This is a genomic window from Cyclobacterium sp. L-R (assembly GCF_056859355.1).
The window spans coordinates 1-23529 of sequence record NZ_JBSXOH010000018.1; the positions used below are offsets into that span (position 1 = coordinate 1).

The following is a 23529-nucleotide window of genomic DNA, read 5'->3' on the forward strand; positions in this document are numbered from 1 at the left end:
ATTCGTGATGAGTGTTGCAATCGCAAGAAAATCAGGCTGTTTGGAGATTTTAGCATAGCACCGCTATGGTGAAATTGAAAACAGCAACGAAGTGGCTGATTTTGAAGCGATTTCAGCACGTAATAGATTGTCTATTGCATATTTCGGGTTAAAACTTTGGTTTAAATTAGTTTTTCGGAAAAGGTAAAATAATGGGAGGGAAATTTAATCCCTTGTGGTGTATCCTTAAATAATCCAAATACAGCAGATCCTGAGCCAGACATGGCTGCATACCAGGCCCCAGCTTCATATAGTTTTGATTTGATGTCTGCTATCTCCGGGTAGGAATTGAAAATTCCTTTTTCAAAATCGTTTACAAGGGTTGATTTCCAGGTAGATTGATCATTGAGTATGGCTTTTAGGCCCATTTCCCTTTCTTTGGGCTGGATTCCATCATAAGCTTCTTTGGTGCCTATATGAATGCCGGGATGCACCAGAAAAAGCCAGTTTCCCGCCAAATCCAAATCAAGTGTTTCTAATTTTTCTCCCCGTCCTTCAGCCATTTGGGGCTTGTTTTGTATAAAGAAAGGGCAGTCGCTACCTAATTGGGAGGCGTAGTCCTCAAGTTGTTTTGGTTTTAAATTTAGGGAAAATAGGGTGTTCAAAAGTTTAAGGGCAAAAGCTGCATCAGCCGAACCTCCTCCTAGACCAGCCCCTATGGGAATGCTTTTATGGAGATGCGCAGCTACAGGTGTAAGCTTCGGGAAATCAGCCAGCAATAATTGATATGCCTTGACGATGAGGTTATGATCTGATGTGCCTGGGATGGGTATTCCACTATGAGTAAAACCAAAGGATTTGGCGGGAATCATTTCCAAGCCTTCCTTAAGAGGTATGGGGTACATGCAAGTATGAATGTCGTGATACCCATCATTCCTTTTTCGAAGGACATGTAAGCCAAGATTAATTTTTGCATTGGGAAAAATGATCATAATTGTACATCTTTAGGCTTTAAAATTAAAACAAAGGTGTGGATTTTCTAAGCACCTTTTTAATTCATTTTTATAGATAAAGGCTTACTTAAGTTTAAAGTTGGTAACTCTGACCTTATAGACGGTTTTTTTAGTAAAAAATTAACAAAAGTTTGGATCAGAAGAAAATTTTGATTTTTTTCGCGATAATGAAATAAATGAAATAAAATTGCATCAATCCTATAATAATAAACTTTAATTTTTTAATTAAATTCATTTGCATTATTTTCTTATTTTACTCAAATTAAAAAAAGAATTAAAATATTGTAAGTATGGATTATGGGTTTTAATATTGCATTATAATAGTACAAAATAAAGTCAAAGAGAATACTCCATAAGAGAAATGTTAATAGTTGTCAGCCTAGTCGTTCTAATTGTCATTATCATTTAGTAAGTGATGAAGCGCTGATCTATTGCCAATAGAAAAAATCAATCAAAGTGCTTCATTCGAGTGAAGCACTTTTTTTTATAAGCCAGTTGTTAAAAATAATTCAGTTATAATGAGCAATTCAAAGAAGAATAGTTGGGAGGTAAGCGATAATCAAGAAAATCCGGCTTCAATGGCCATGTTGTATGCAACAGGACTGTCGGATGAAGAGATGAAGCAGCCTTTTGTCGGGGTCGCAAGTTGTGGATATGAAAGTAACCCTTGTAACATGCACCTTAATGACTTTGCAAGAGCCATAAAGGCTTCTACAAAAAAGTCAAAGCTGACTGGATTGGTCTTCAACACGATAGGCATCAGTGATGGGATTTCAATGGGTACTTCAGGTATGCGTTATAGTTTACCATCAAGAGAAATCATTGCTGACTCCATAGAGTCATTTATTCTAGGACATTCATTTGATGGGATAGTTGCTGTAGCTGGTTGTGATAAAAACATGCCAGGAGCGGTAATGGGTATGTTACGTGTGAACAGACCTTCTATCATGGTTTATGGTGGTACTATCAGGTCTGGTAAATACAAGGGAGAAAAACTCAATATTGTTTCTGCTTTTGAAGCATACGGAAAACGAATCAAAAACGAAATTTCTGATGAAGACTATACCGGTGTAATCAAGAATGCTTGCCCTGGAGCGGGTGCTTGTGGAGGTATGTATACCGCCAACACCATGTCTTCTGCCATAGAGGCAATGGGGCTTTCGCTTCCATATAGTGCATCTAATCCGGCTAACTCTAATGAAAAAGCTGCTGAATGCGAAGCAGCAGGTGAATTCATTGCCAATTTATTGGCTATGGACCTTAAGCCTAAAGATATCTTAACCAAGAAAAGCTTGGAGAATGCGGTAAGGGTGGTAGTCGCACTTGCTGGTAGCACCAATGCGGTACTTCACCTTTTGGCGATTGCCAGAACGGCAGAAATCGACTTTGGACTAGAAGATTTTAAAAAGATCAATGCCACAACTCCTGTATTGGGAGATTTTAAGCCTAGTGGAAAATACATGATGGAAGACCTGCATGAGCAGGGAGGCCTTCCTGCATTTATGAGGTACCTTTTGGACAATGGATTGTTACATGGCGACTGTATGACAGTGACAGGCAAAACAATTGCTGAAAACTTGGCCAATGTAGCTCCAATAAAAGCAGAAAAAGGCAATGTAATCAATCCTATTGATTCCCCTGTTAAGAAAACTGGTCACCTATGTATTTTGACTGGAAACCTTGCTCCAGAAGGATCCGTGGCAAAAATATCCGGTAAAGAGGGTGTTTCCTTCACCGGTCCTGCTAAAGTGTACAACTCAGAGCAGGAAGCCAATGATGCCATGAAAAACATGGAAGTTAAAAAGGGTGATGTGGTCGTCATCAGGTATGTAGGTCCTAAAGGAGGACCAGGCATGCCAGAAATGCTTAAACCAACATCCATTATCATTGGTGCAGGTTTGGGTGCAGATGTTGCACTTATTACAGATGGAAGATTTTCAGGAGGCACGCATGGCTTCGTAGTAGGACATGTGACGCCGGAAGCATATACAGGTGGCCCTATAGGGCTTTTACAAAACGGCGATATGGTTACCATTAATGGGGAAACGCTCGAAATTAGCTGTGATGTTTCTGAGGAAACTTTTGCAGAGCGAAAGATAACCTGGGTAAATAAAGACCTGAGCCATTTGAATGGAACACTTAAAAAATATTCTCAGTTAGTTTCTACCGCATCTGAGGGATGTGTGACAGATAAAGATTAACGATTATGAATGATTCACAAATAAGAGGGGCAGAAATTGTAATCAAATCCCTGGTAGCAGAAAATGCCAAATTTATTTTTGGCTACCCAGGAGGGGCTATCATGCCGGTGTATGATGCACTCTATGATTATATGGATCAAATCCAACATATCCTCACCCGACACGAACAGGGCGCAATTCATGCAGCCCAAGGATATGCAAGAGTTTCTGGTAAGGTAGGAGTCTGTATGGCTACCTCCGGTCCAGGCGCCACTAATTTAATAACAGGCATGGCAGATGCCCTGATAGATAGCACACCCCTTGTCTGTATTACAGGGCAAGTGGTTTCTCAGCTATTGGGTACTGATGCTTTTCAGGAAACTGACGTAGTAGGTATTTCTATGCCTGCCACGAAGTGGAACATACAGGTCAGAAGAGTGGAGGATATAGCTCCGGCTATAGCCAAAGGCTTTCATATCGCAAGATCTGGAAGACCAGGTCCGGTACTAATTGACATTACCAAGGATGCACAAATTGCTCTAGGTGATTTCAATTATGTTCCCTGCCTTAATATCCGTTCTTACCGACCTTATCCTAAAGTTTCAGACAGTGTGATCGCTGAAGCCGCAGCACTTATCAATAGCGCCGAAAGACCTTACTTGCTGTATGGTCAAGGTGTGATATTGGGTAAGGCCGAAAGCCAGTTGAAAGCATTTTTGGACAAAACTGGTATTCCTGCAGCCTGTACCTTGTTAGGAACAGGAGCTCTGTCAGAGGATCATCCCAATTATGTAGGAAAATTGGGTATGCATGGCAATTATGCACCTAACTTACTTACCAATAAATGCGATGTATTAATAAGCGTAGGAATGCGTTTTGATGATCGTGTGACAGGGGATGTGAAAAGGTATGCCAAGCAAGCTAAGGTCATTCACCTGGAATTAGACCCAGCTGAAATCGATAAAATAGTAAAAGCGGATGTACCTGTTTTGGGTGACTGTAAGGTCAGTTTAGAAAAGCTGGTTGAGAAGGTAGAAAAAAGAGAACATCCGGAATGGATCAAGCAGTTTAGAGAACTTGAAGCTGAAGAAAAAAGAGTAGTTGTAGGCAATGATTTATCCCCAACCAAGATTGGTTTGACCATGGGAGAGGTAGTTCGCCATATCAACGAATTTAAGGCTGATGATGCCATATTGGTAACAGACGTTGGGCAACACCAGATGGTGGCTTGGAGGTATTTTGAATACAAAACTACCAGAACCCAAGTGACTTCAGGTGGATTAGGTACCATGGGTTTTTCCCTTCCGGCAGCCTTGGGTGCACAACTGCACGATTACAGCCGAGAGGTAATATGCGTGGTAGGTGATGGTGGAATCCAAATGACCATTCAGGAACTTGGAGCTATCATGCAAACCAAAGCCCCTGTAAAGGTGGTACTGCTTAATAATAATTTCTTGGGTATGGTAAGGCAATGGCAGCAGTTGTTTTTTGACAAACGCTATTCCTTTACAGAGTTAGATAATCCTGATTTTATTAAAATTGCTGAAGCCTATAATTTCAAAGTACAAAAAGTAGATGAGCGAGCTGATTTGCGTCAGGCCGTAGCTGAGATGTTTGTACATGATGGACCTTATTTCCTTGAGGTGAAAGTAGAAAAAGAGGACAATGTTTTTCCCATGATTGCCACTGGCAGTTCTGTTGAAGAAGTTAGACTTAAATAACTCAGATGAAAAGAAGATACACAATTTCTGTTTTTACAGAAAATTTCATAGGCATACTCAGTAGAATCACTTTAATATTTACCCGTAGAGGAATTAATATTGATGGTTTTACTGCCTCAGAAAGCAGAGAAGAAGGAATATACAGGATCACTATAGAGGTGAGTACAACTGAAGCTCAGATAATCCAGCTGTCCAGACAAATTGAAAAAATCATTGATGTTATAAAAGCATTTTATTACCTCGATGATGAGATGGTTTTTCAGGAAATAGCTTTGTATAAAATTCCTATAGACAGCATTGATCCAGGTTTGGAAATGGTAATTCGGCAACATAATGCGAAAATCATTTCAGCGGAGAAAGATTTTGTGGTCATTGAAATGACGGGTCATAAAAAGGACACTCAAGATTTGCTGGAAGTGCTAAAAGAATTTAATGTTCTGGAATTTGTGAGGTCCGGCAGGGTAGCTGTAGCCAAACCAATGGTGAGCATTGATAAATATTTATAATACCAATTTAAAATCAATTTTAATTTATAGTTATGAAACTGAAGTTCGGTACAGTTGAAGAAAACGTAGTGACAAGAGAAGAATTTCCTCTTGAAAAAGCAAAGGAAGTCTTAAAGGATGAAGTAATTGCCGTATTAGGATACGGAGTTCAAGGTCCTGGTCAGGCACTAAACCTTAAAGACAATGGTTTTAATGTCATTGTTGGACAACGAAAAGATTCCAAAACTTGGGACAAGGCTGTTGCTGATGGATGGGTACCCGGTGAAACACTTTTTGAGTTGGAAGAAGCCTGCGAAAAAGGAACAATTCTTCAATTCTTGTTGTCTGATGCCGGACAAATCGCCTTATGGCCAACAGTTAAAAAACACTTGTCTCCAGGAAAAGCACTTTACTTTTCTCATGGCTTTGGTGTTACTTACAAAGACCAAACAGGAATTGTTCCTCCTGCTGATGTTGATGTAATTTTGGTTGCTCCAAAAGGTTCAGGAACTTCATTGAGGAGAATGTTTGTTGAGGGTAGAGGTTTGAATTCATCTTTCGCTATTTTCCAGGATGCAACTGGTAAAGCAAAAGATAGAGTAGTAGCATTGGGAATTGGTGTAGGTTCAGGATACCTATTCGAAACAGATTTCTACAAAGAAGTTACATCTGACCTTACAGGTGAAAGAGGAACGCTTATGGGTGCTATTCAAGGTATATTTGCTGCTCAATATGAAGTATTAAGAGCAAATGGTCATACTCCTTCTGAAGCATTCAATGAAACTGTAGAAGAATTGACACAAAGTTTGATGCCTTTAGTTGCTGAAAATGGTATGGATTGGATGTATGCCAACTGTTCTACTACAGCACAAAGAGGTGCATTAGATTGGTGGAAACCTTTCAGAGATGCTACTAAGCCTGTGTTTGAAGACCTTTACAATAGTGTGAAAACAGGAAAAGAAGCTGCCAAATCTATCGAATCCAACAGTAAGTCTGATTACAGAGTGAAATTGGAAGAGGAATTGAAAGAATTGAGGGATTCTGAAATGTGGCAAGCTGGAGCAACTGTACGTAAATTAAGACCAGAAAACAATTAAAAATTAACGATGTCAGAAAAGCTTTGGATATTTGATACCACCCTCAGGGATGGTGAACAGGTACCGGGTTGCCAACTCGATACCAGGGAAAAAATTGTAGTAGCCAAGGCTTTGGAAGTATTGGGAGTTGATATCCTTGAGGCTGGATTTCCAATATCCAGCCCCGGGGATTTCAATTCTGTTGTGGAAATTTCAAAGGCAGTTGAAGAACCGATTATCTGTGCGCTTTCAAGGGCAGTTGAGAAAGACATAGAGGTGGCTGCCGAGGCATTGAAATTTGCCAAAAAAAGCAGAATACACACCGGAATAGGTGTGTCCGGTTACCACATTGAGCACAAATTTAGAAGCACTCCTGATGCCGTTCTTGAGAAGGCCATCAGGGCAGTTAAATTTGCAAGAAACCTTGTCGGTGAAGTTGAGTTTTATGCTGAAGATGCAGGTAGGGCTGATCCTGAATTTCTTGCCAGAATAGTAGAGGCAGTCATCAAGGCGGGAGCTACTGTAATCAATATTCCTGATACTACTGGCTATTGCTTACCTGAACAATATGGGCAGATCATTCGATTTTTAAAAGAAAATGTTTCAAATATAGACAGCGCCATTCTGTCTACTCATTGTCATAACGATCTTGGATTGGCCACGGCCAATAGTCTTTCTGGTGTCCTAAACGGAGCCAGACAAGTGGAAGTGACAATGAATGGGATCGGAGAACGGGCAGGAAACACCTCCTTGGAAGAGGTTGTAATGGCTATAAAGAGTCACAAAGAGGTTCCTGTATACACTGGTATTAATACCAAGAAAATCTACGAAACCAGCAGGATTATTTCCAAGCTTATGAATATGCCTATACAGCCAAATAAGGCCATTGTAGGTAGAAATGCATTTGCGCACTCTTCAGGAATCCACCAAGACGGTGTACTGAAAAACAGGGAAAATTATGAAATAATTGACCCTAAAGATGTTGGTGTAGAGGAATCATCCATAGTCCTTACGGCCAGAAGTGGCAGAGCAGCCTTGAAGCATCACCTGAAATTATTGGGTTTTGAATTTGACAAGGAAAAATTGGATGAAATTTATGAGGCCTTTTTGGTTCTTGCAGATTCAAAAAGAGACATAGGAAGAAAAGACCTCTTGTCCTTGCTAGGCGAACATTTGGAAAACTCTTTATTCATAGAGATGAAGGATGTTTATTACGAAGGAAGTGAAGGCAAAGGCGGTCACGCCAAAGTAGTTCTTACTATAGGAGAAGAACAAAAAGAAAGTGAATCCGACGGAAATGGCCCGGTAGATGCAGTAATTAAATCAATCAAAAAGCTTATCCCTCAGAAGGTGATCTTGGATGAATTTCTGATTCAAGCTATCACTAAAGGGAGTGATGATATATGCAAAGTTCATATGAGATTGATGCATAACGATCGACCATATCATGGTTTTGGATCTGAAACAGACATAGTATTGGCCTCGGCCAAAGCATTTATAGATGCTTTAAATAAATTACCTGTCAAATAAATTGACAAAAAGCTAAATATAATGGAGAAGAAATCATTATTTGATAAGATTTGGGATGCACATGTGATCCAATCTATCCCAGATGGTCCGGATGTGTTTTTCATAGATAAGCATTTTATCCACGAAGTAACTAGCCCAGTTGCCTTCCTTAACCTTGAGAAAAGGGGCAATAAGGTTATGTTTCCAGAAAGAACCATAGCCACTCCTGATCATAATGTACCCACCATCGATCAGGACAAGACAATCAAGGATCAACTTTCCCGCATGCAAGTCGAAAGATTGAGGGAAAATTGTAAAAGACATGGAATTGAACTTCATGACCTTGGAACAGATCACCATGGTATCGTCCATGTAATCGGACCCGAGTTGGGGATTACTCAGCCAGGAATGACAATTGTATGTGGAGATAGTCACACTTCTACGCATGGAGCCTTTGGTACTATAGCATTTGGTATTGGTACTTCAGAGGTAGAGATGGTTTTTGCTACTCAGTGCATCATGCAGGCTAAGCCTAAGAAAATGCGCATTACTGTAGACGGTGAGTTGGGTAAAGGTGTAACTTCAAAAGATATTATATTATACATCATCGCACAGATTTCTGCTAGTGGTGGTACTGGATACTTTATCGAATATGCAGGTAGTGCCATCAGGTCTTTAAGTATGGAGGCTAGAATGACCATCTGTAACATGAGTATCGAGATGGGCGCAAGAGGTGGTTTGATCGCACCTGATGAAACGACTTTTGAATACCTAAAAGGTAAACAATACTCTCCTAAAGGAGAAGAGTGGGACAAGGCTGTGGCGCATTGGAAAACACTTAAAACAGATGAAGGAGCTTCCTTTGATGTAGAATACCATTATAAAGCTGAGGATATTGAACCCATGATCACTTACGGTACCAATCCTGGTATGGGTGTGAAGGTAAAAGGCAATATTCCTACTACTGATGGAATGAATGCCAGTGAGCAAAAATCCTATTTGAAATCCATGGATTATATGGGTTTTAAGCCAGGGGAACCTATGCAAGGCAAGAAAATCGACTATGTATTTGTTGGAAGTTGTACCAATGGTAGGATCGAAGATTTAAGGTCTGTAGCAGAATTTGTCAAAGGCAAACAGAAAGCAGACAATATCACTGCATGGATAGTACCAGGCTCTAGAGAAGTTGAGAAAATGGCTATTAAAGAGGGAATTGTTCAAACCTTGGAAGAGGCTGGTTTTAAATTAAGACAACCAGGATGTTCTGCTTGTTTGGCGATGAATGATGATAAAATACCATCAGGCAAATATGCTGTATCTACTTCCAACAGAAACTTTGAAGGACGTCAAGGACCAGGAAGCCGAACATTGCTTGCTTCTCCACTTACAGTAGCGGCAGTTGCCATTACCGGTGTGATTACAGACCCTCGGGATTTAATAGAAGAATTAGTACAAGAAAAATAAAACCATGGCATACGATAAATTTGATGTTTTGACCAGTAGGGTAGTTCCTCTTTCATCTGAAAATGTAGATACTGACCAAATTATTCCGGCCAGGTTTTTGAAAGCTACGGAGAGAGAAGGATTTGGAGACAACCTTTTCAGAGACTGGCGTTATGATAATGAGGGAAACCCTAAAGCTGATTTTGTTTTAAATGACCCTACTTATTCGGGTAAAATTCTTTTGGCAGGAAAGAACTTCGGTTCTGGATCTAGCCGTGAACATGCCGTTTGGGCCATATATGATTATGGGTTTAGATGTGTAGTTTCTAGTTTCTTCGCTGATATATTTAAAAACAATTGTTTAAATATTGGTGTTCTACCAGTTACAGTTTCTCCTGAATTCGCAGCCGATTTATTTGCAGCTGTAGAAGCCAATCCAGAAGTAGAAGTAGAAGTAGACATAAATAAACAAACAATTACTCTATTGTCTACCGGAAAATCAGAGTCTTTTGATATCAACTCTTATAAAAAAGAGAACATGAAAAACGGGTTCGACGATATTGATTATTTGCTGAACCTAAAAAATGAAATAGTTGTATTCGAAGCCAATAAATAAACACTGCCCGGGGGTTCGAAGTTGAAATTGTGTTAGGTTAACGGTAAGGGAATGCGTAGAGAAAAGATAATAGAAATCATGGACACCACCCTTAGGGATGGGGAACAAACCTCCGGTGTGTCATTTCTTCCTTCAGAAAAGCTTCAAATAGCTAAACTTTTGTTGGAGGAATTAAGAGTGGACCGCATTGAGGTGGCTTCAGCCAGGGTTTCAGAGGGTGAATTGGAAGGCGTCAAACGGATAACAAATTGGGCTGAAGAAAAGGGGTATTTGGATAAAATTGAGGTTTTGGGATTTGTAGATACCCCAAAATCTGTGGATTGGATGGTAGAGGCCGGTGCCAAGGTGATGAACTTACTCACCAAAGGTTCCCTCAATCATTTGACTCATCAGTTAAAGAAAACCCCAGAAGTTCATTTTTCCGAAATAGAAAAATGCATCGCTTACGCTAATCAGTATGGCATTGAAGTAAACGTTTATCTTGAGGATTGGAGTAATGGCATGCGCAATTCCAGAGAATATGCAATGTCCATGATCCAGTTCCTTGCCCAACAGCCAGTCAAAAGAATAATGCTCCCAGATACTTTGGGGTTGTTGTGTCCAGATGAAGTTAAGGAATTTATGGAGTTGATTTGCACTTCGTTTCCTGACCTGCATTTTGACTTTCATGCACACAATGATTATGACCTTTCAGTAGCAAATGTGCTCCATGCCGTCAATTCTGGTGCAAAAGGTATTCATACTACTGTAAATGGCTTAGGTGAGCGTGCAGGCAATGCACCCTTGGAATCGATTGTAGCCGTTTTAAAGGATTTTACCCTTTGTCATCTCAATGTAAATGAGAATAAAATTTACAGGATTAGTAAACTCGTAGAGCAATTTTCAGGCTTAAGAATTCCTGCTAATAAACCTGTTGTTGGTGAAAATGTATTCACACAAACCGCAGGTGTTCATGCAGATGGTGACAATAAAAAGAACCTTTATTTCAGTGACCTACTTCCTGAACGTTTTGGCAGGACACGTAAATATGCACTGGGTAAAACTTCGGGAAAGGCCAATATTTCAAAAAACCTGGAAGAGTTAGGCATTTCTCTAGAACCAGAAGAATTATCAAAAGTAACGCAGAAAATAATTGAACTGGGAGATAAAAAGGAAAGGGTTACCACAGAGGACCTTCCTTATATCATTTCGGATGTGTTACAAAACAACTCTATCCATAAAGATATTGTCATCGATGGGTACCATATGGTGCACTCCAAAGGCCTAAAGCCTTCTGTACAGTTGCGAATGAAAATATTCAACAACTATTACGAACAGAATGCTTCAGGAGATGGACAATATGATTCCTTCATGAAGGCCCTGAAAAAAATATACAAGGGCTTGGATATGGAGCTACCTAAACTAACAGACTTTCAAATAAGCATTCCTCCAGGAGGAAAAACAGATGCTTTTGTTGAATGTGTGATTACCTGGGATTTAAATGGGAGAATTTTCAAGACCAAAGGGCTGGACAGTGACCAGACCATTGCGGCCATGATGGCCACTGAAAAAATGCTTAATATCATAGAACAAATCAAAAATAGTAACAAAACTGAAAAAAAGAATCCTTATGGAAATGAATATAGCCCTATTACCTGGTGATGGTATCGGCCCTGAAGTAATCGCTCAGGCAGTAAAAGTAGTAAATGCTGTCGCTAAGAAATTTGGACATACCATTACTTTTAAAGAAGCCATTACGGGGGCTGCAGCCATAGATGCGGTAGGCAACCCTTATCCTGACTCTACTCATGAGGTTTGTGTAGCCTCTGATGCCGTTCTTTTCGGTGCCATAGGACATCCTAAGTTCGACAATGACCCAAGTGCTAAGGTGAGACCTGAGCAGGGCTTATTGGAGATGAGAAAAAAATTAGGTCTTTTCTCTAATGTTCGTCCAACATTTACTTTTCCATCATTGCTTCACAAGTCTCCTTTGAAAAAGGAACGTATTGAAGGTACTGATTTGGTGTTCTTAAGGGAATTGACAGGTGGTATCTATTTCGGAGAGCCAAGAGGTCGAAACGAACAAGGAACCAAAGCTTTTGATACTTGCGTATACTCAGTAGAAGAAATTGAGAGATTGGCAAGAATGGGCTTTGAGTTTGCGATGAAAAGAAGGAAGCTTTTGACCTGCGTAGACAAAGCCAATGTGTTGGCAACTTCTAGACTTTGGAGAGAAACAGTTCAGCGTTTGGCACCTGAGTATCCTGAAGTAACCGTTGAATATGAATTTGTTGATGCTGTAGCTATGCGATTGGTGCAATGGCCTAAAGCTTATGACGTACTAATTACTGAAAACCTATTTGGAGACATTCTTACGGATGAAGCTTCTGTAATTAGTGGATCTATGGGATTGATGCCTTCGGCTTCTATAGGGCTTAAAACCAAGCTTTTTGAGCCTATTCATGGTTCATATCCACAAGCTGCTGGAAAAGACATTGCCAATCCATTGGCAGCGGTTTTGTCAGCTTCTATGATGTTTGAATATGCTTTTGATTTAATGGATGAAGCTAAAGCTATTTCAGATGTGGTAAATCTGTCTTTAGAAAAAGGCGTCGTAACCGAAGATCTCTCAGAAGGGGAGAAATCCTATAAGACTTCTGAAGTAGGAGATTGGTTGGCCGATCAAATTGAAAAAATGTAAATACAATATTGCATACAAAAAGAAAGCCCCTACTGCTAATTGATAGCTTTAGGGGCTTTTTTAGTAAGTATACAATTTACTTTTTACTAGCTACGTAGGCATCAATTAATTCTTGCGTAATGCCTGTTGTAGAATAGCCTCCGTCATGAAACAGGTTTTGCATGGTTACCATTCTGGTGTAATCGGAAAACATGGTGACAATGTACTCTGCACAGGATTCTGCTGAAGCATTTCCCAAAGGAGAAGCTAGGGCCGCAAAATCAAAGAAATCATCAAAGCCCCCAATTCCTGAACCAGCTACAGTTTTTGTAGGGGATTGAGAAATGGTATTTACTCTTACATTTTTGTTTTTCCCATACCTTAGGCCATAGTTTCTAGCTATACTTTCTAGTATGGCTTTGGCTTCAGACATGTCACTATAAAAAGGGAATGCTCTTTCTGCGGCAATATAACTTAATGCAATCACAGAAGCCCATTCATTAAGGATGTCTTTCTTTTCTGCCACTTGGAGCATTTTGTGAAAAGAAACTGCTGACACATCGTATGACTTTTGTACCCAATCATAATTCAGGTCTCCATAAGATCTTCCCTTCCGTACATTGGGAGACATACCTATTGAGTGGAGTAAGAAATCAAAATTTCCACCTAAATATTCCTTTGCTTCATCGTATAATTTTTCGATATCTTCGACAGAGGTAGCATCTGCTGGAATAACTATGGTTCCACATTCATCAGCTAAATCCTGAATGGCGCCCATACGCATAGCAATTGGGGCATTGGTAAGGACAAATTTTGCCCCTTGTTCTTTTGCTTTTAAGGCCGTATGCCAGGCAATAGAATTTTCATCAAGTGCACCGGTAATAATTCCTTTTTTTCCTTTTAATAAATTTTCAGGCATTGTATTATTTTGATTTTACAACTTCAATTAAATAATATTCTATAATATTAACTAATTATGGGTCAAACATTTTCCACATGGCTTCTAGAAAAGAAATGCGATTGTCTATTTCGTGAGCAATTCTTTTGCATTTTCAAAGGCTGTAGTGGAGGGATTTGACCCAGAAATCATTTTAGCAATTTCAAGTAATCTTTCCTCGGGGTTCAATAGCTTAATTTTACTAATTGTTTTCTTGGAGCTATTGTCTTTGTAAACAAAATAGTGTTTTTCTCCTTTTGCGGCTACCTGCGGCAAATGGCTTATGCAGATAACCTGATGTTTGGTAGCAATTTCTTGCATCATCCGGACCATTTGTAGGGCTATTTCTCCGGATATCCCTGTATCTATTTCGTCAAAGATAAGAGTAGGCAAGGCCATTTTATCTGCCATGACATATTTGATGGCAAACATTAGTCGTGAAAATTCTCCCCCTGAGGCTACTTGACCAATGGGTTGAGGCTGAATTCCCTTGTTGGCAGAAAATAGGATATCAATATCATCGATACCTGATTCATTTGCGGGAACTTCTTTTCGAAGGATTTCCACCCTAGCATTTTCCATTCCCAATTTTGCCAATAAGGATTGTATCTCTCTGCTGAAACCATTAAAGATTGCCTGTCTCTTTTTTGACAACTTCTGGCCCGTTGTACTAAGTTTCTCTTTGGTTTCTTTTAATAAAATTTGTTGATTGGCCAACTCCTCCTCTAGGTGATCTCCTTTAAAAACCTTGTCTGCAAGAGCTGAGGCCAGCTCTAAGAGCTCTTTATCACTTTGTACGCCATGTTTCTTTTGAAGCTGGTAGATTTTACTTAATCTTTCCCTTACCCACTCAGACTTTTCAAAATCTACTTCGATTTCCTGCTCTTCCAAAGAAAGACTTTCTAAAATATCATTTAGCTCTATTAGCAAACTTTCAAACCTTTGATTTAAATCTTCAAAATTCTTTCCGAATTTTTGTAGGTATTGAAAGTGTTGCTTGGCTGCAGCCAACTGTTGCATTGCACCCAATTCCTCGTTTTCAAGGTGGTCCAGTGCTTGGGATGCTCTAGATTTTATTTCTTCTGCATGGTTTAATAATTCTTCCTTTGCTTCCAAAGAAGCTTGTTCCCCTTCTTCTAAGTTTAAACTTGACAACTCTTCCAACTGAAACTGATTGTAATCTGCTTCCTGTTGGTATTGCTGCTTTTCTTGTTCTAGCAAACGTACCTTTCTTTGCGTTTTGATATAGGCATGATACTGTATAGAATAAGCTTCTTTCTCTTTGCTAACCTTAGCAAAAGCATCTATCAGCGAGAGCTGGTAGGAGGAAGCTCCCAACATTAAGGTCTCATTTTGGGAATGAACATCCATCAGAATTTTCCCCAAGACCTTCAGGTTTTCCAGCCTTACAGGTGTGTCATTAATGAAAGCACGAGATTTTCCCGATGGCGAAATTTCCCGCCGAATAATGCATGCCGATTCATAGTCCAACTCTTCCTTCTCAAAGAATCTTTCTAACCCATAATTTTGGATATTGAATACGCCTTCAATAATGCATTTTTTTTGCTCATCAAATAATGCTTTGGAATCAGCCCTATTTCCCAATAGTAGGCCCACTGCCCCAAGCATAATGGATTTCCCGGCTCCTGTTTCACCGGTGATCATATTGAGACCGGCACAGGGTTCCATTTCTAATTTTTCTATCAAAGCATAGTTGGTAATGCTAAGGTTGGTTAACATGTTGCTTTGGTTTCGTTTAAGGTGTCAAAATTAGCCAAAATTGAGGATTATCCTTTCAAAATATCATTGTATTTTCTGGCATTGTTAGGGTCTACCTTGAGCAATACTTCTACGGCTTCTTCCTTCAATTCCATGGGAGCAGCCTTAAGTATCTTGCTAATTTCATCCGATTTAGCATCCATAAAACTAATCGTTAGAATACTATTTGGTTGCACCTGATTGGCTTCTTGTATCAATTTAATGGCTTCCAGGATATTTTGGTAGCTTTCTGTTGGATTCGTAGTCAATAAATCCAGCCCTTTTCTATGATAAAGATAATAAGCATCCCTTACTGGAACCATAACCTGTGAGTTGTACAGATCATTTGCCAGCCAATACCTGTTCCGTTTGTCTGACGGGTTCTGATTCCATCCAGGATTTGAGGATTGTTGGGCATTGGCTACTATATTGTTGGCTGTTTCGAAAAAAGAATCTCCTCCTCTTGGTGAAAAGGAATCATAATCTATCCCAAGTGCTATATAGGCATAGTAGGATAGCAATGAAGTAATGTTATTTAAATACGAATATTGGTTGAACTCCAAAGGCTGTGATTCTGTATATTCAAATGTCCAGTTACGGTCTGCGAAATTTAGAATCAAACTTTCATAATTGGATCCATACACTGGACGAACTGTTTGAATTTGAACCGTAGCACTGAACAAACCTACTTGGGGCATGTCATTGATGGTAATTAACAAGTTGCCTTTTATTCTTTCTTGAGGCTTGAGTTCCGTATCGGACCAATTTCTAGCATTCAAAAACTGTTCGAAGGCAGATTTCATCTGATCAAAAATATCTGTATCCTGAGTTTTGGCACGTTCACTATTAATGGTAACAGTGAAATTGAGTTGCTGTGATAGCACCGGAAAGGATGCCATAGATAAACATAAGAACAATAAGTAAACTACCGGACGTATCATTTGATCTTTAAATTATTATAACCCAAATACATAATAATCCGAAATGGGCTATTGCCATTCGTTACCTGCTAAAACTTCTACAATTTGATTCAGCAGCTTTTGTAAAGGTACAATCTGAAGAGTATACTATTTCTTATATCAGATGATTTACCCAATTTCCTAAATTACAGGAATTAAAATAATTTTTTATCGCTAATTACTAAACGACATTATTGTACTTCTGGTTTTCTAAAATGGAAGCTATCCTATCTAGTATTTGCGTGGCCAATATGTCCTTAGTCAATACTGGAGTTTTTATTTTTTCCTTCCCTTTTGATAGTATGGTAACCTGATTTGTGTTCTTTTGAAAGCCTGCTTCAGGATCAAGTAGGGAGTTTAAAACCACAAAATCAAAGTTTTTTTTGTTTAATTTCCTTTCAGCACTGCCTAAACCTTCATCTGTTTCTAAGGCAAACCCCACATGAACCTGACCTTGCTTTTTGTTTTCACCTAGGGTTTTAGCAATGTCTGGATTTTTTATTAGGGAAATATTTAGTGCATTTTCTTTCTTTTTGATTTTTTGATCAGAAGGCTTTTCTGATCGGTAATCAGCAACAGCTGCACAAAATATGACCACCTGTGATTCAGTGTGGTGGGTTTTTGTGGCATTAAACATCTCCAATGCAGTCACTACTGATATGGTCTCTATATTGGGATGTGGCTTTGGTTTCAAAGCCGTAGGCCCCAATACTAGGGTAACCTTAGCACCTTTTTCTGCAGCTCTTTCCGCTAAGGAAATACCCATTCTGCCACTTGAATGATTGCTAATGTACCTTACCGGATCAATCGCTTCCTGCGTAGGTCCGGCGGTAATTAAGAATTTTTTACCAGTAAATACGGTGTCAGGGTTTAGTATTCCTATGATGGCCTCAAGTATTGATTCTGGTTCCGGCATTCTACCTTGGCCTATCAGTCCGCTGGCCAATTCTCCAGATGTTGCCTCCATCACATGATTTCCGTAACCTTCCAGTGTCTGGAGATTACCTAGCACAGAGGGATGCTGATACATGTCCAAATCCATTGCCGGTGCTACAAGTACAGGGCTAGTACAGGATAGATAGGTGCAGGTTAGTAGACTGTCACTTTGTCCTGTGGCGAATTTTGCCAAGGTGTTGGCAGAAAGGGGTGCAACTACCATAAGGTCTGCCCAATTTCCCAAAGCGACATGGTTGATCCATTCTCCCGTTTTTTTATCAAAAAAATCAATGTGAACTGGTTTTTTTGATAAGGTAGCGAGAGTAAGTGGGGTTATAAAGTCAAGAGCAGAAGTCGTCATTATGACCTTGACTTCTGCTCGTGATTTGACCAATAACCGAATTAGATGAGCTGCTTTGTATGCCGCTATTCCTCCAGTTACGCCAAGTAGAATACGTTTGCCTGATAGTGGCATCTTAAGACTGGCTTTCCTCCTCTTCAGGGAACCTAAACATTACTTTGTCTTCCATGAATTCTTCCATAGCCAAAGTACTTGGTTTAGGCATTCTTTCATAGAATTTTGAGATTTCTATTTGCTCCTTGTTTTCAAACACTTCTTCAAGGTTGTCTACGGTCGAAGCAAATTCAGAAAGCTTGTTGTTAAGCTCTTCTTTCATTGTAGATGAAATCTGCTTGGCCCTTTGAGAAATAGTGAAAATGGATTGATAAAGATTTCCTGATTTCTCAGCCACTTTGTCTAAATCTCTAGTGATAATTGATGGATTAATAGCCATATATATAATTGTTTTTAATTGCCTACTTTCTTTAAAACTTCTGTAGCTTCCTGATTCTTTTTTTCTTCTTCTCGTATTTTTAATGCCTCTGCTGTCCTGGCTTCATACTTTTCCTTGATGTCATAATGATCATCCAGTTTTTCTTTCGATTCTGCGTGAATTTCATTGACAGTTTCTAAGTATTTACTTTCAGGATACTTTTTCATAAAGTCTTTTGCAAAATCCAAGGACTGACTGAATCGTTCTTCTTTTTTATCAAAAACACTTCTTTCAGCATAGGCAGCACTAACTTCTACCAATTTGAAAGCCAACTCTTCATTGTAATCACTGTCAGGAAATGATTTAGCAAAATTCTGAAAGTTGACTATACAAGCTCTATAAAACTCACCTGGAAATAATCCTTCAGTGAGGCGATAGTACATTTTGGATTCTTCAAATGCTTTTTCCTCAAACCTTTTTTGAAGATTGTCGATCATAGAAATCGCCCGCTCATAAGAATCAGATTCAGGGAATCGATTCATAAATAATTGGATCGCATTCACGGCTTCCTTTGAACTTCTTTGATCCAGATTGAAATCTGGAGAGTCCAAGTACAAGGAATAGGCATTCATAAACAAAGCCTCCTCAGCTAGTGGGGAACGATTATAGGTGTCAAAAAAGGTTTTGAAATATTCTGCTGCTTCAATATATCTCTTGGTCCTAAAATGAGCATAAGCATAATTAAATTCTGCTAACTCTGCTTTTCCACTACCCTTGATAACAGGTAAAACCCTGTCGTACAGGATGATGGCCTTGTTGTGTTCGCCCTCATCATAGTACCTGTTGGCTGCTTCGTAGAGTTCGTCCCAGTTGGTACTCTTCTCTAACTTGTAAAATTCACCGCAACCGAAAGTTAGCAATGAGGCAAGGAAAATAAATATGTATTGGTGTACTTTTGTCATTTGACCTGCAAATATAATGGATTAATAATTGGTTATCAAGGCAGTTCTACTGCTTCTGCTCAATCTTACCTTTTGACGTAGAGTTTTTTGGTGACAATGTTTTTATTGTCAACGATCAAAGTGTAGAAATAAGTACCTGGATTCAGGTCTGTTACTGGGATTATTAGGGTTTTTTGGCTGGCATCCAGATGAAAATCATAAATAGGATTGCCTATAAAGCTATTGATCACTACCCTGACATTGGCATTTGGATTTTTAATTTTGTATTCTATCTGTGATGTTCTGACGCTTGGGTTTGGATATATTTCACCCATGTCCACATCTTTATGACTTACATTGTCTGTAGGTTGATCAGAGGTAACATTGTATACATTTTCCACAATAAAAGCATCCCTTGGGTTGGATGTGTTGAAGAAATGTAAATCGAAGGTTCCTTTTGTTGGCGTAATGCCCAATTCAAATTCTATGTAAATATTGGTTGCGACCTCGCCAGGGGCAAGAGTAAACCTAATTTGAGAAAGTTCATTTCTTGGATCAAAACAATTTTCACCCATGCAGATTAGTATGTTCTGTGAAGAACCTACATTTCCCTGAAGATAGCGCAGATAATACGTAGCACTTTCGTTTGAGTCATTCTGAAGGATAAGGGTTTTCCTCTGTGTTGTATTTACTTTGCCACTAAACTCAATTTTATCACTTAGCACACGTACTTGTCTTCCATCTACAGTCTGTAGCGCAAACAATTGTAAGGTGATTAAAAGTGATAAAAATATTTTCATGTAGAGTTCAGTTCTATATATTTCGATTTATGTTAACAGTGGATTTCTCTCCTCTTTTAGAAGTATATACGTATAAAAATACCAAATTGGTTCCACTTTATCAGTAGGTTTGGGTTAAAAAATGTTAACAATTATGAAATTTTTTTTATTCTTCGCCGTTAAAAAAAATTTATAAAATTATTTTTTTTCATAAAAATGTAATATGTACTCTAATAGTTATTAATTATCGATAAGAATTTGTATTTCATCATTCTCAGGGTAAGGCAGTTCTACATCAGGCTCATCAAAGAAGCTGTAACGGTTTTTGTCTCTAATTTTAGGCGTTCGCCAATCATCTACCTGTTTTTTATTTGGTCTTTCCTCACCTCTCCATATAAAACCTTCTAATTTTTGCTCTCCTTTTTCAAATAAATGGGGAGGGGTAAAGGAGGCTTCTGGTTTTATAGTATGGCTAATTCTTGAGACGGTTCCTTCCTTGAATTCCATGATTATTCTCCCGCATAGCAATTTGTTTATCCCCTTTATGGTAGTGTCATTCTCAATGGCGAAATACAATGATTCTCCATTGCCTTCCACATCCAATTTTTCCATGTCTCCATCTAGGAAGTAACCTGTCATTTTTCTTCCCTTGATTTGATTGAAATTGGCGATGGTATCTCTTGTAATGGCAAATGCATTGTCCTTCAATAAAGCTTGGTCGATTTCCTGATTGGCAATTGTAAACTGTATGCTATCAGCAGTGATTTGGCTTTTGTTGTTCCACAATATTGGGTCAGTATAAAGATGAACCGTTGAGTCTGCGTAGATATAGGCCATAGAATCCGCCCTTCCTGCCAATTCTCCTTTTATTAATCGCATGTTGGGGTAAGCAAGTGTGTATTTGTCCTCAGCATTTTGTCCATCCTGAGAGATAAGGGTGTCTGCAATCATGAATAAGGTGTCAACCTCAAAATATTTTCGAACCAAGGCATTTCCATAAACTTCGGAGTACTGCTTCCCCTCCCAATATTTTCCCTCATCTCCAAAGACTTCAGCATTTTGCTCTTTGTTATAAATACTTACGTTTTCCTTGGCCTCATAGTATTGTGCATTCTCGTCAAAGAAGAGTTCCTCACCGTACACGATACTGGTCTCTGATTCAACATCACCATCATAAAATCTGAAAATTTTATTTTCAGTATCGTAGAAACTCCCTTTCTGGGCATTTAACCTGTTTCCCTCTTTTGAAAGGATATTGGTGAGCTTTTCTGTCTCAGCAATCTTTGTAGTGGTGTAGTAAAAAAGTGAATTGGACCGCATGGTGTAATCAGGATTTTCTAAAACCACTTTTTTATTGAAGGTGATTTTTTCAATCTGGGTTTCATAAATCCCTTTTTCACTTGTCAGTACATTGGTACTGTCCTTGACCATCCCGGAATTAAAATATATGGCTTCTCCATTGGCTCGGTTATAATCCAGGAAGTCCGTGTATAGTGTTGTGCCTTCATTGACCAATACTACATTGTTACGTAACAAAGCAAGCTGAGTGTTTCCGTCATACTCTGCATAACGACTAGTGACGGTGACCGAATCCTCCTGATCATCAATTTTGACATTACCAAAAAGTTTGGCAAGGTTGTCCTCTGAATAGAAATGGGCAGAATCACAGTAGATTAATGATGTTTTGTGCTTTAGAATCACATCTGTCAGTAATCTTTCAAAACCGTTGCCTCCTAAAAGTTGCTCTGCTTGTAATATTTCCACACGGCTTTGCTCCTTCTGGGCTTGGACCTTTGTAAAGACCAAAGAAGTTAGTAAACAAAATAAAATAAATTTGATCTTTGTCATTCGAATTGATTTCCGAGGCAAAATTAATATAAAATAGTACTTTTGGTTTATGCTGGAGCGATTTATAGATCATGTACGCAAAAATAAAATTTTGGATGTGCAATTGCCCTACCTTGTGGCGGTCAGTGGCGGAATAGATAGTGTGGTTTTGACGCACTTGCTCCATAGAAACGGCTTCAATATAGCGATAGCACATTGTAATTTTCAGCTTAGAGGGGAAGCAAGTGATGCAGATGAAAAATTTGTGATAAATTTTGCCATGCAATTTGGCATTCCTGTACATACCAAAGTTTTTGATACCCTTGGCTATATGGAGGAAATGGGAGTTTCTTTACAAATGGCAGCTAGGGAATTGAGGTACCGTTGGTTTGAAGAGTTAAATTCCAGCTTGGGCACACAGGGAGTTCTTGTAGCTCACCATGCTGACGATCAGATAGAAACGGTATTGCTCAATTTATTGAGAGGAACAGGGATAGAGGGGGTGTATGGAATGAGTAGTAAAAGAGATTTTATACGAAGACCACTTTTGCCTTTTTCTAGACAAGAAATATTGGCCTACCTGAATGAAAATAACTTGACATGGAGGGAGGACAGTAGCAATGAAAAGACCATATACAAAAGAAATTTTGTCCGTCACAAGCTATTGCCTTTGTTTCATCAATTCGATCCCAAGGGGCCGGAATTGATACAGTACAGCTTTGATAGAATAAAGGACACTGGAAAAGCATTCTTTTATCTTTTTGACCAGTGGATTAGCGCAAACGTGATCTCTAAAGAAGGTTTTGAGATCATGCCTTTCAATAGCCTGCTTGGGGCGCCAGGAAGATCCTCCTTACTTTTTTACTGGTTAAGAAAAAAAGGCTTTGTATATGCCCAAATTGAGGATATCTTGTGTGCTATAGACAGTCATGAAGCAGGGAAGCAGTTTCTATCGGAAGGATGGGTGCTCAATATAGACAGAGATAGTTTGCTACTGGGAAAACAACCAGAAATTGATAAACCCGTAGAAATAGATTTAGAACAAAATGGATTTTCCCTTGACGGGAAGACCTGGTACAATTGTGCCAAGCTTGATTCCGTAAGGCCTTTGGATCGATCTTCAGAGAATGCCTTACTTGATTTAGATTTACTTGATTTCCCTTTGACATTGAGAACTTGGGAGCAGGGAGATAAATTTATGCCTTTAGGGATGCATAACTTCAAAAAAGTAAGCGACTATTTAATAGACAATAAGGTGCCGCTGATCAAAAAGGACAAAGTAAAGGTGCTTTGTTCCAAAGAGAAGATCGTGTGGTTGCTGGGGTTTAGAATAGATGAGAGATTCAAGATAAGTCCAAGTACCAGAAAGGTGTTTTATATAAATAAACATATAGATGAATAACCCTTTTAGAAAAACATACAGTCCTGCTGAGCGGGAGAAGTTTGCTTTTTTAGGCAAAGTAAAATTCTTTAAGCACCTGAATTTTGAGGAAATGTCCAGATTTTTGCCTGCTATTCATCAAAGAAAGTATGTGCAGGATGAGGTTGTGTTTTTCAGGAATGACCCAAGTCAGGCACTTTATATCCTTGAAAAAGGTGAAGTAACATTGAATATTGATATTCGAAAAGATTTTGAAACCATAATAAAAATCAAAGAAGGCGAACCTTTTGGTGAAAATTCTATGCTGGAAAATTCCAAAAGAATTTATACAGCGATAGTAGATACAGAAGAGGCAATTTTATGGGTAATTCCAAATTATGCTATTTTAGACATTTTTCAGAGCAACCAAAAGATCAAAGCTAAAATGATGAGCTCACTGGCAACCTTCTACAACAGTAGGAACCAACAGCTATTTTCTTCCTACAAGAAATCCTATGGATTTTTCAACCTCGGGCAGATGTTTGAATAATTATGATGAATCCTTCATATAAAGCACA

General features: G+C 38.9%; 20 protein-coding genes. 11 read left to right on the forward strand and 9 right to left on the reverse strand.

All coding sequences use genetic code 11. From position 1 onward, the window contains the following. Window positions 1-161: 161 nt before the first annotated feature. Window positions 162-971: a 4-(cytidine 5'-diphospho)-2-C-methyl-D-erythritol kinase gene (gene ispE / locus AC13EX_RS01025; protein ID WP_482891196.1), complete on the reverse strand. Its 810-nt coding sequence runs from the start codon at window positions 969-971 to the stop codon at window positions 162-164. Between the two features lie 539 nt (window positions 972-1510). Here ispE and ilvD point away from each other — a divergent pair. From ilvD to leuB, 9 genes are read left to right on the forward strand one after another with little or no spacing between them, the layout of a single operon-like run. Next, the gene (ilvD, locus tag AC13EX_RS01030) at window positions 1511-3193 is read left to right on the forward strand and encodes a dihydroxy-acid dehydratase (RefSeq protein ID WP_482891197.1); all 1683 of its coding nucleotides are present in this window, start codon (window positions 1511-1513) and stop codon (window positions 3191-3193) included. A 5-nt stretch (window positions 3194-3198) separates the two neighbouring features. Then, complete coding sequence (gene ilvB, locus AC13EX_RS01035) at window positions 3199-4893, forward strand: biosynthetic-type acetolactate synthase large subunit (protein ID WP_048642030.1); 1695 nt, start codon at window positions 3199-3201, stop codon at window positions 4891-4893. A gap of 5 nt (window positions 4894-4898) precedes the next feature. Then, the gene (gene ilvN / locus AC13EX_RS01040) at window positions 4899-5399 is read left to right on the forward strand and encodes an acetolactate synthase small subunit (protein WP_048642031.1); all 501 of its coding nucleotides are present in this window, start codon (window positions 4899-4901) and stop codon (window positions 5397-5399) included. A gap of 32 nt (window positions 5400-5431) precedes the next feature. Beyond that, window positions 5432-6475 carry a ketol-acid reductoisomerase gene (ilvC, locus tag AC13EX_RS01045; protein ID WP_048642032.1) on the forward strand — a complete coding sequence of 348 codons (1044 nt, stop codon included), beginning with the start codon at window positions 5432-5434 and terminating at the stop codon, window positions 6473-6475. Between the two features lie 9 nt (window positions 6476-6484). Then, complete coding sequence (locus AC13EX_RS01050; protein WP_482891198.1) at window positions 6485-7984, forward strand: 2-isopropylmalate synthase; 1500 nt, start codon at window positions 6485-6487, stop codon at window positions 7982-7984. Between the two features lie 21 nt (window positions 7985-8005). After that, window positions 8006-9427 (forward strand): 3-isopropylmalate dehydratase large subunit, encoded by a 1422-nt coding sequence (gene leuC, locus AC13EX_RS01055; protein WP_048642034.1) that lies wholly within the window; start codon window positions 8006-8008, stop codon window positions 9425-9427. A gap of 4 nt (window positions 9428-9431) precedes the next feature. Beyond that, the gene (gene leuD, locus AC13EX_RS01060) at window positions 9432-10022 is read left to right on the forward strand and encodes a 3-isopropylmalate dehydratase small subunit (protein ID WP_482891199.1); all 591 of its coding nucleotides are present in this window, start codon (window positions 9432-9434) and stop codon (window positions 10020-10022) included. A 51-nt stretch (window positions 10023-10073) separates the two neighbouring features. Beyond that, window positions 10074-11663, forward strand: coding sequence for an alpha-isopropylmalate synthase regulatory domain-containing protein (locus AC13EX_RS01065; protein ID WP_482891200.1), 1590 nt, complete (start codon window positions 10074-10076; stop codon window positions 11661-11663). Beyond that, the gene (leuB, locus tag AC13EX_RS01070) at window positions 11632-12702 is read left to right on the forward strand and encodes a 3-isopropylmalate dehydrogenase (protein WP_048642037.1); all 1071 of its coding nucleotides are present in this window, start codon (window positions 11632-11634) and stop codon (window positions 12700-12702) included. Before AC13EX_RS01065 ends, leuB begins: the two co-directional genes overlap by 32 nt. A 76-nt stretch (window positions 12703-12778) precedes the next feature. Here leuB and AC13EX_RS01075 read toward each other — a convergent pair whose 3' ends face one another. From AC13EX_RS01075 to AC13EX_RS01110, 8 genes are all read right to left on the reverse strand, one after another. Continuing rightward, a complete protein-coding gene (locus tag AC13EX_RS01075) occupies window positions 12779-13600 on the reverse strand; it encodes an enoyl-ACP reductase FabI (protein WP_048642038.1) in 822 nt (273 codons plus the stop codon). 105 nt (window positions 13601-13705) lie between these two features. Then, complete coding sequence (gene recN, locus AC13EX_RS01080; RefSeq protein ID WP_482891201.1) at window positions 13706-15358, reverse strand: DNA repair protein RecN; 1653 nt, start codon at window positions 15356-15358, stop codon at window positions 13706-13708. 47 nt (window positions 15359-15405) lie between these two features. Next, window positions 15406-16317, reverse strand: coding sequence for a type IX secretion system protein PorD (gene porD / locus AC13EX_RS01085; RefSeq protein WP_048642040.1), 912 nt, complete (start codon window positions 16315-16317; stop codon window positions 15406-15408). Window positions 16318-16516: 199 nt separating this feature from the next. Further along, window positions 16517-17746: a bifunctional phosphopantothenoylcysteine decarboxylase/phosphopantothenate--cysteine ligase CoaBC gene (gene coaBC / locus AC13EX_RS01090; RefSeq protein WP_482891202.1), complete on the reverse strand. Its 1230-nt coding sequence runs from the start codon at window positions 17744-17746 to the stop codon at window positions 16517-16519. A 1-nt stretch (window position 17747) separates the two neighbouring features. Beyond that, a complete protein-coding gene (locus AC13EX_RS01095; protein ID WP_048642042.1) occupies window positions 17748-18065 on the reverse strand; it encodes a DNA-directed RNA polymerase subunit omega in 318 nt (105 codons plus the stop codon). Between the two features lie 14 nt (window positions 18066-18079). After that, on the reverse strand, window positions 18080-19006 hold the full coding sequence (locus AC13EX_RS01100) for an outer membrane protein assembly factor BamD (protein ID WP_482891203.1): 927 nt from the start codon (window positions 19004-19006) through the stop codon (window positions 18080-18082). 65 nt (window positions 19007-19071) lie between these two features. Then, a complete protein-coding gene (locus tag AC13EX_RS01105; protein ID WP_482891204.1) occupies window positions 19072-19785 on the reverse strand; it encodes a T9SS type A sorting domain-containing protein in 714 nt (237 codons plus the stop codon). Between the two features lie 219 nt (window positions 19786-20004). Beyond that, window positions 20005-21612 carry an OstA-like protein gene (locus tag AC13EX_RS01110; protein WP_482891205.1) on the reverse strand — a complete coding sequence of 536 codons (1608 nt, stop codon included), beginning with the start codon at window positions 21610-21612 and terminating at the stop codon, window positions 20005-20007. Window positions 21613-21661: 49 nt separating this feature from the next. Here AC13EX_RS01110 and tilS point away from each other — a divergent pair, with 49 nt between their 5' ends. Further along, complete coding sequence (gene tilS / locus AC13EX_RS01115; protein ID WP_482891206.1) at window positions 21662-22993, forward strand: tRNA lysidine(34) synthetase TilS; 1332 nt, start codon at window positions 21662-21664, stop codon at window positions 22991-22993. Further along, window positions 22986-23501 carry a Crp/Fnr family transcriptional regulator gene (locus AC13EX_RS01120; protein WP_482891207.1) on the forward strand — a complete coding sequence of 172 codons (516 nt, stop codon included), beginning with the start codon at window positions 22986-22988 and terminating at the stop codon, window positions 23499-23501. Before tilS ends, AC13EX_RS01120 begins: the two co-directional genes overlap by 8 nt. Window positions 23502-23529 lie beyond the last annotated feature (28 nt).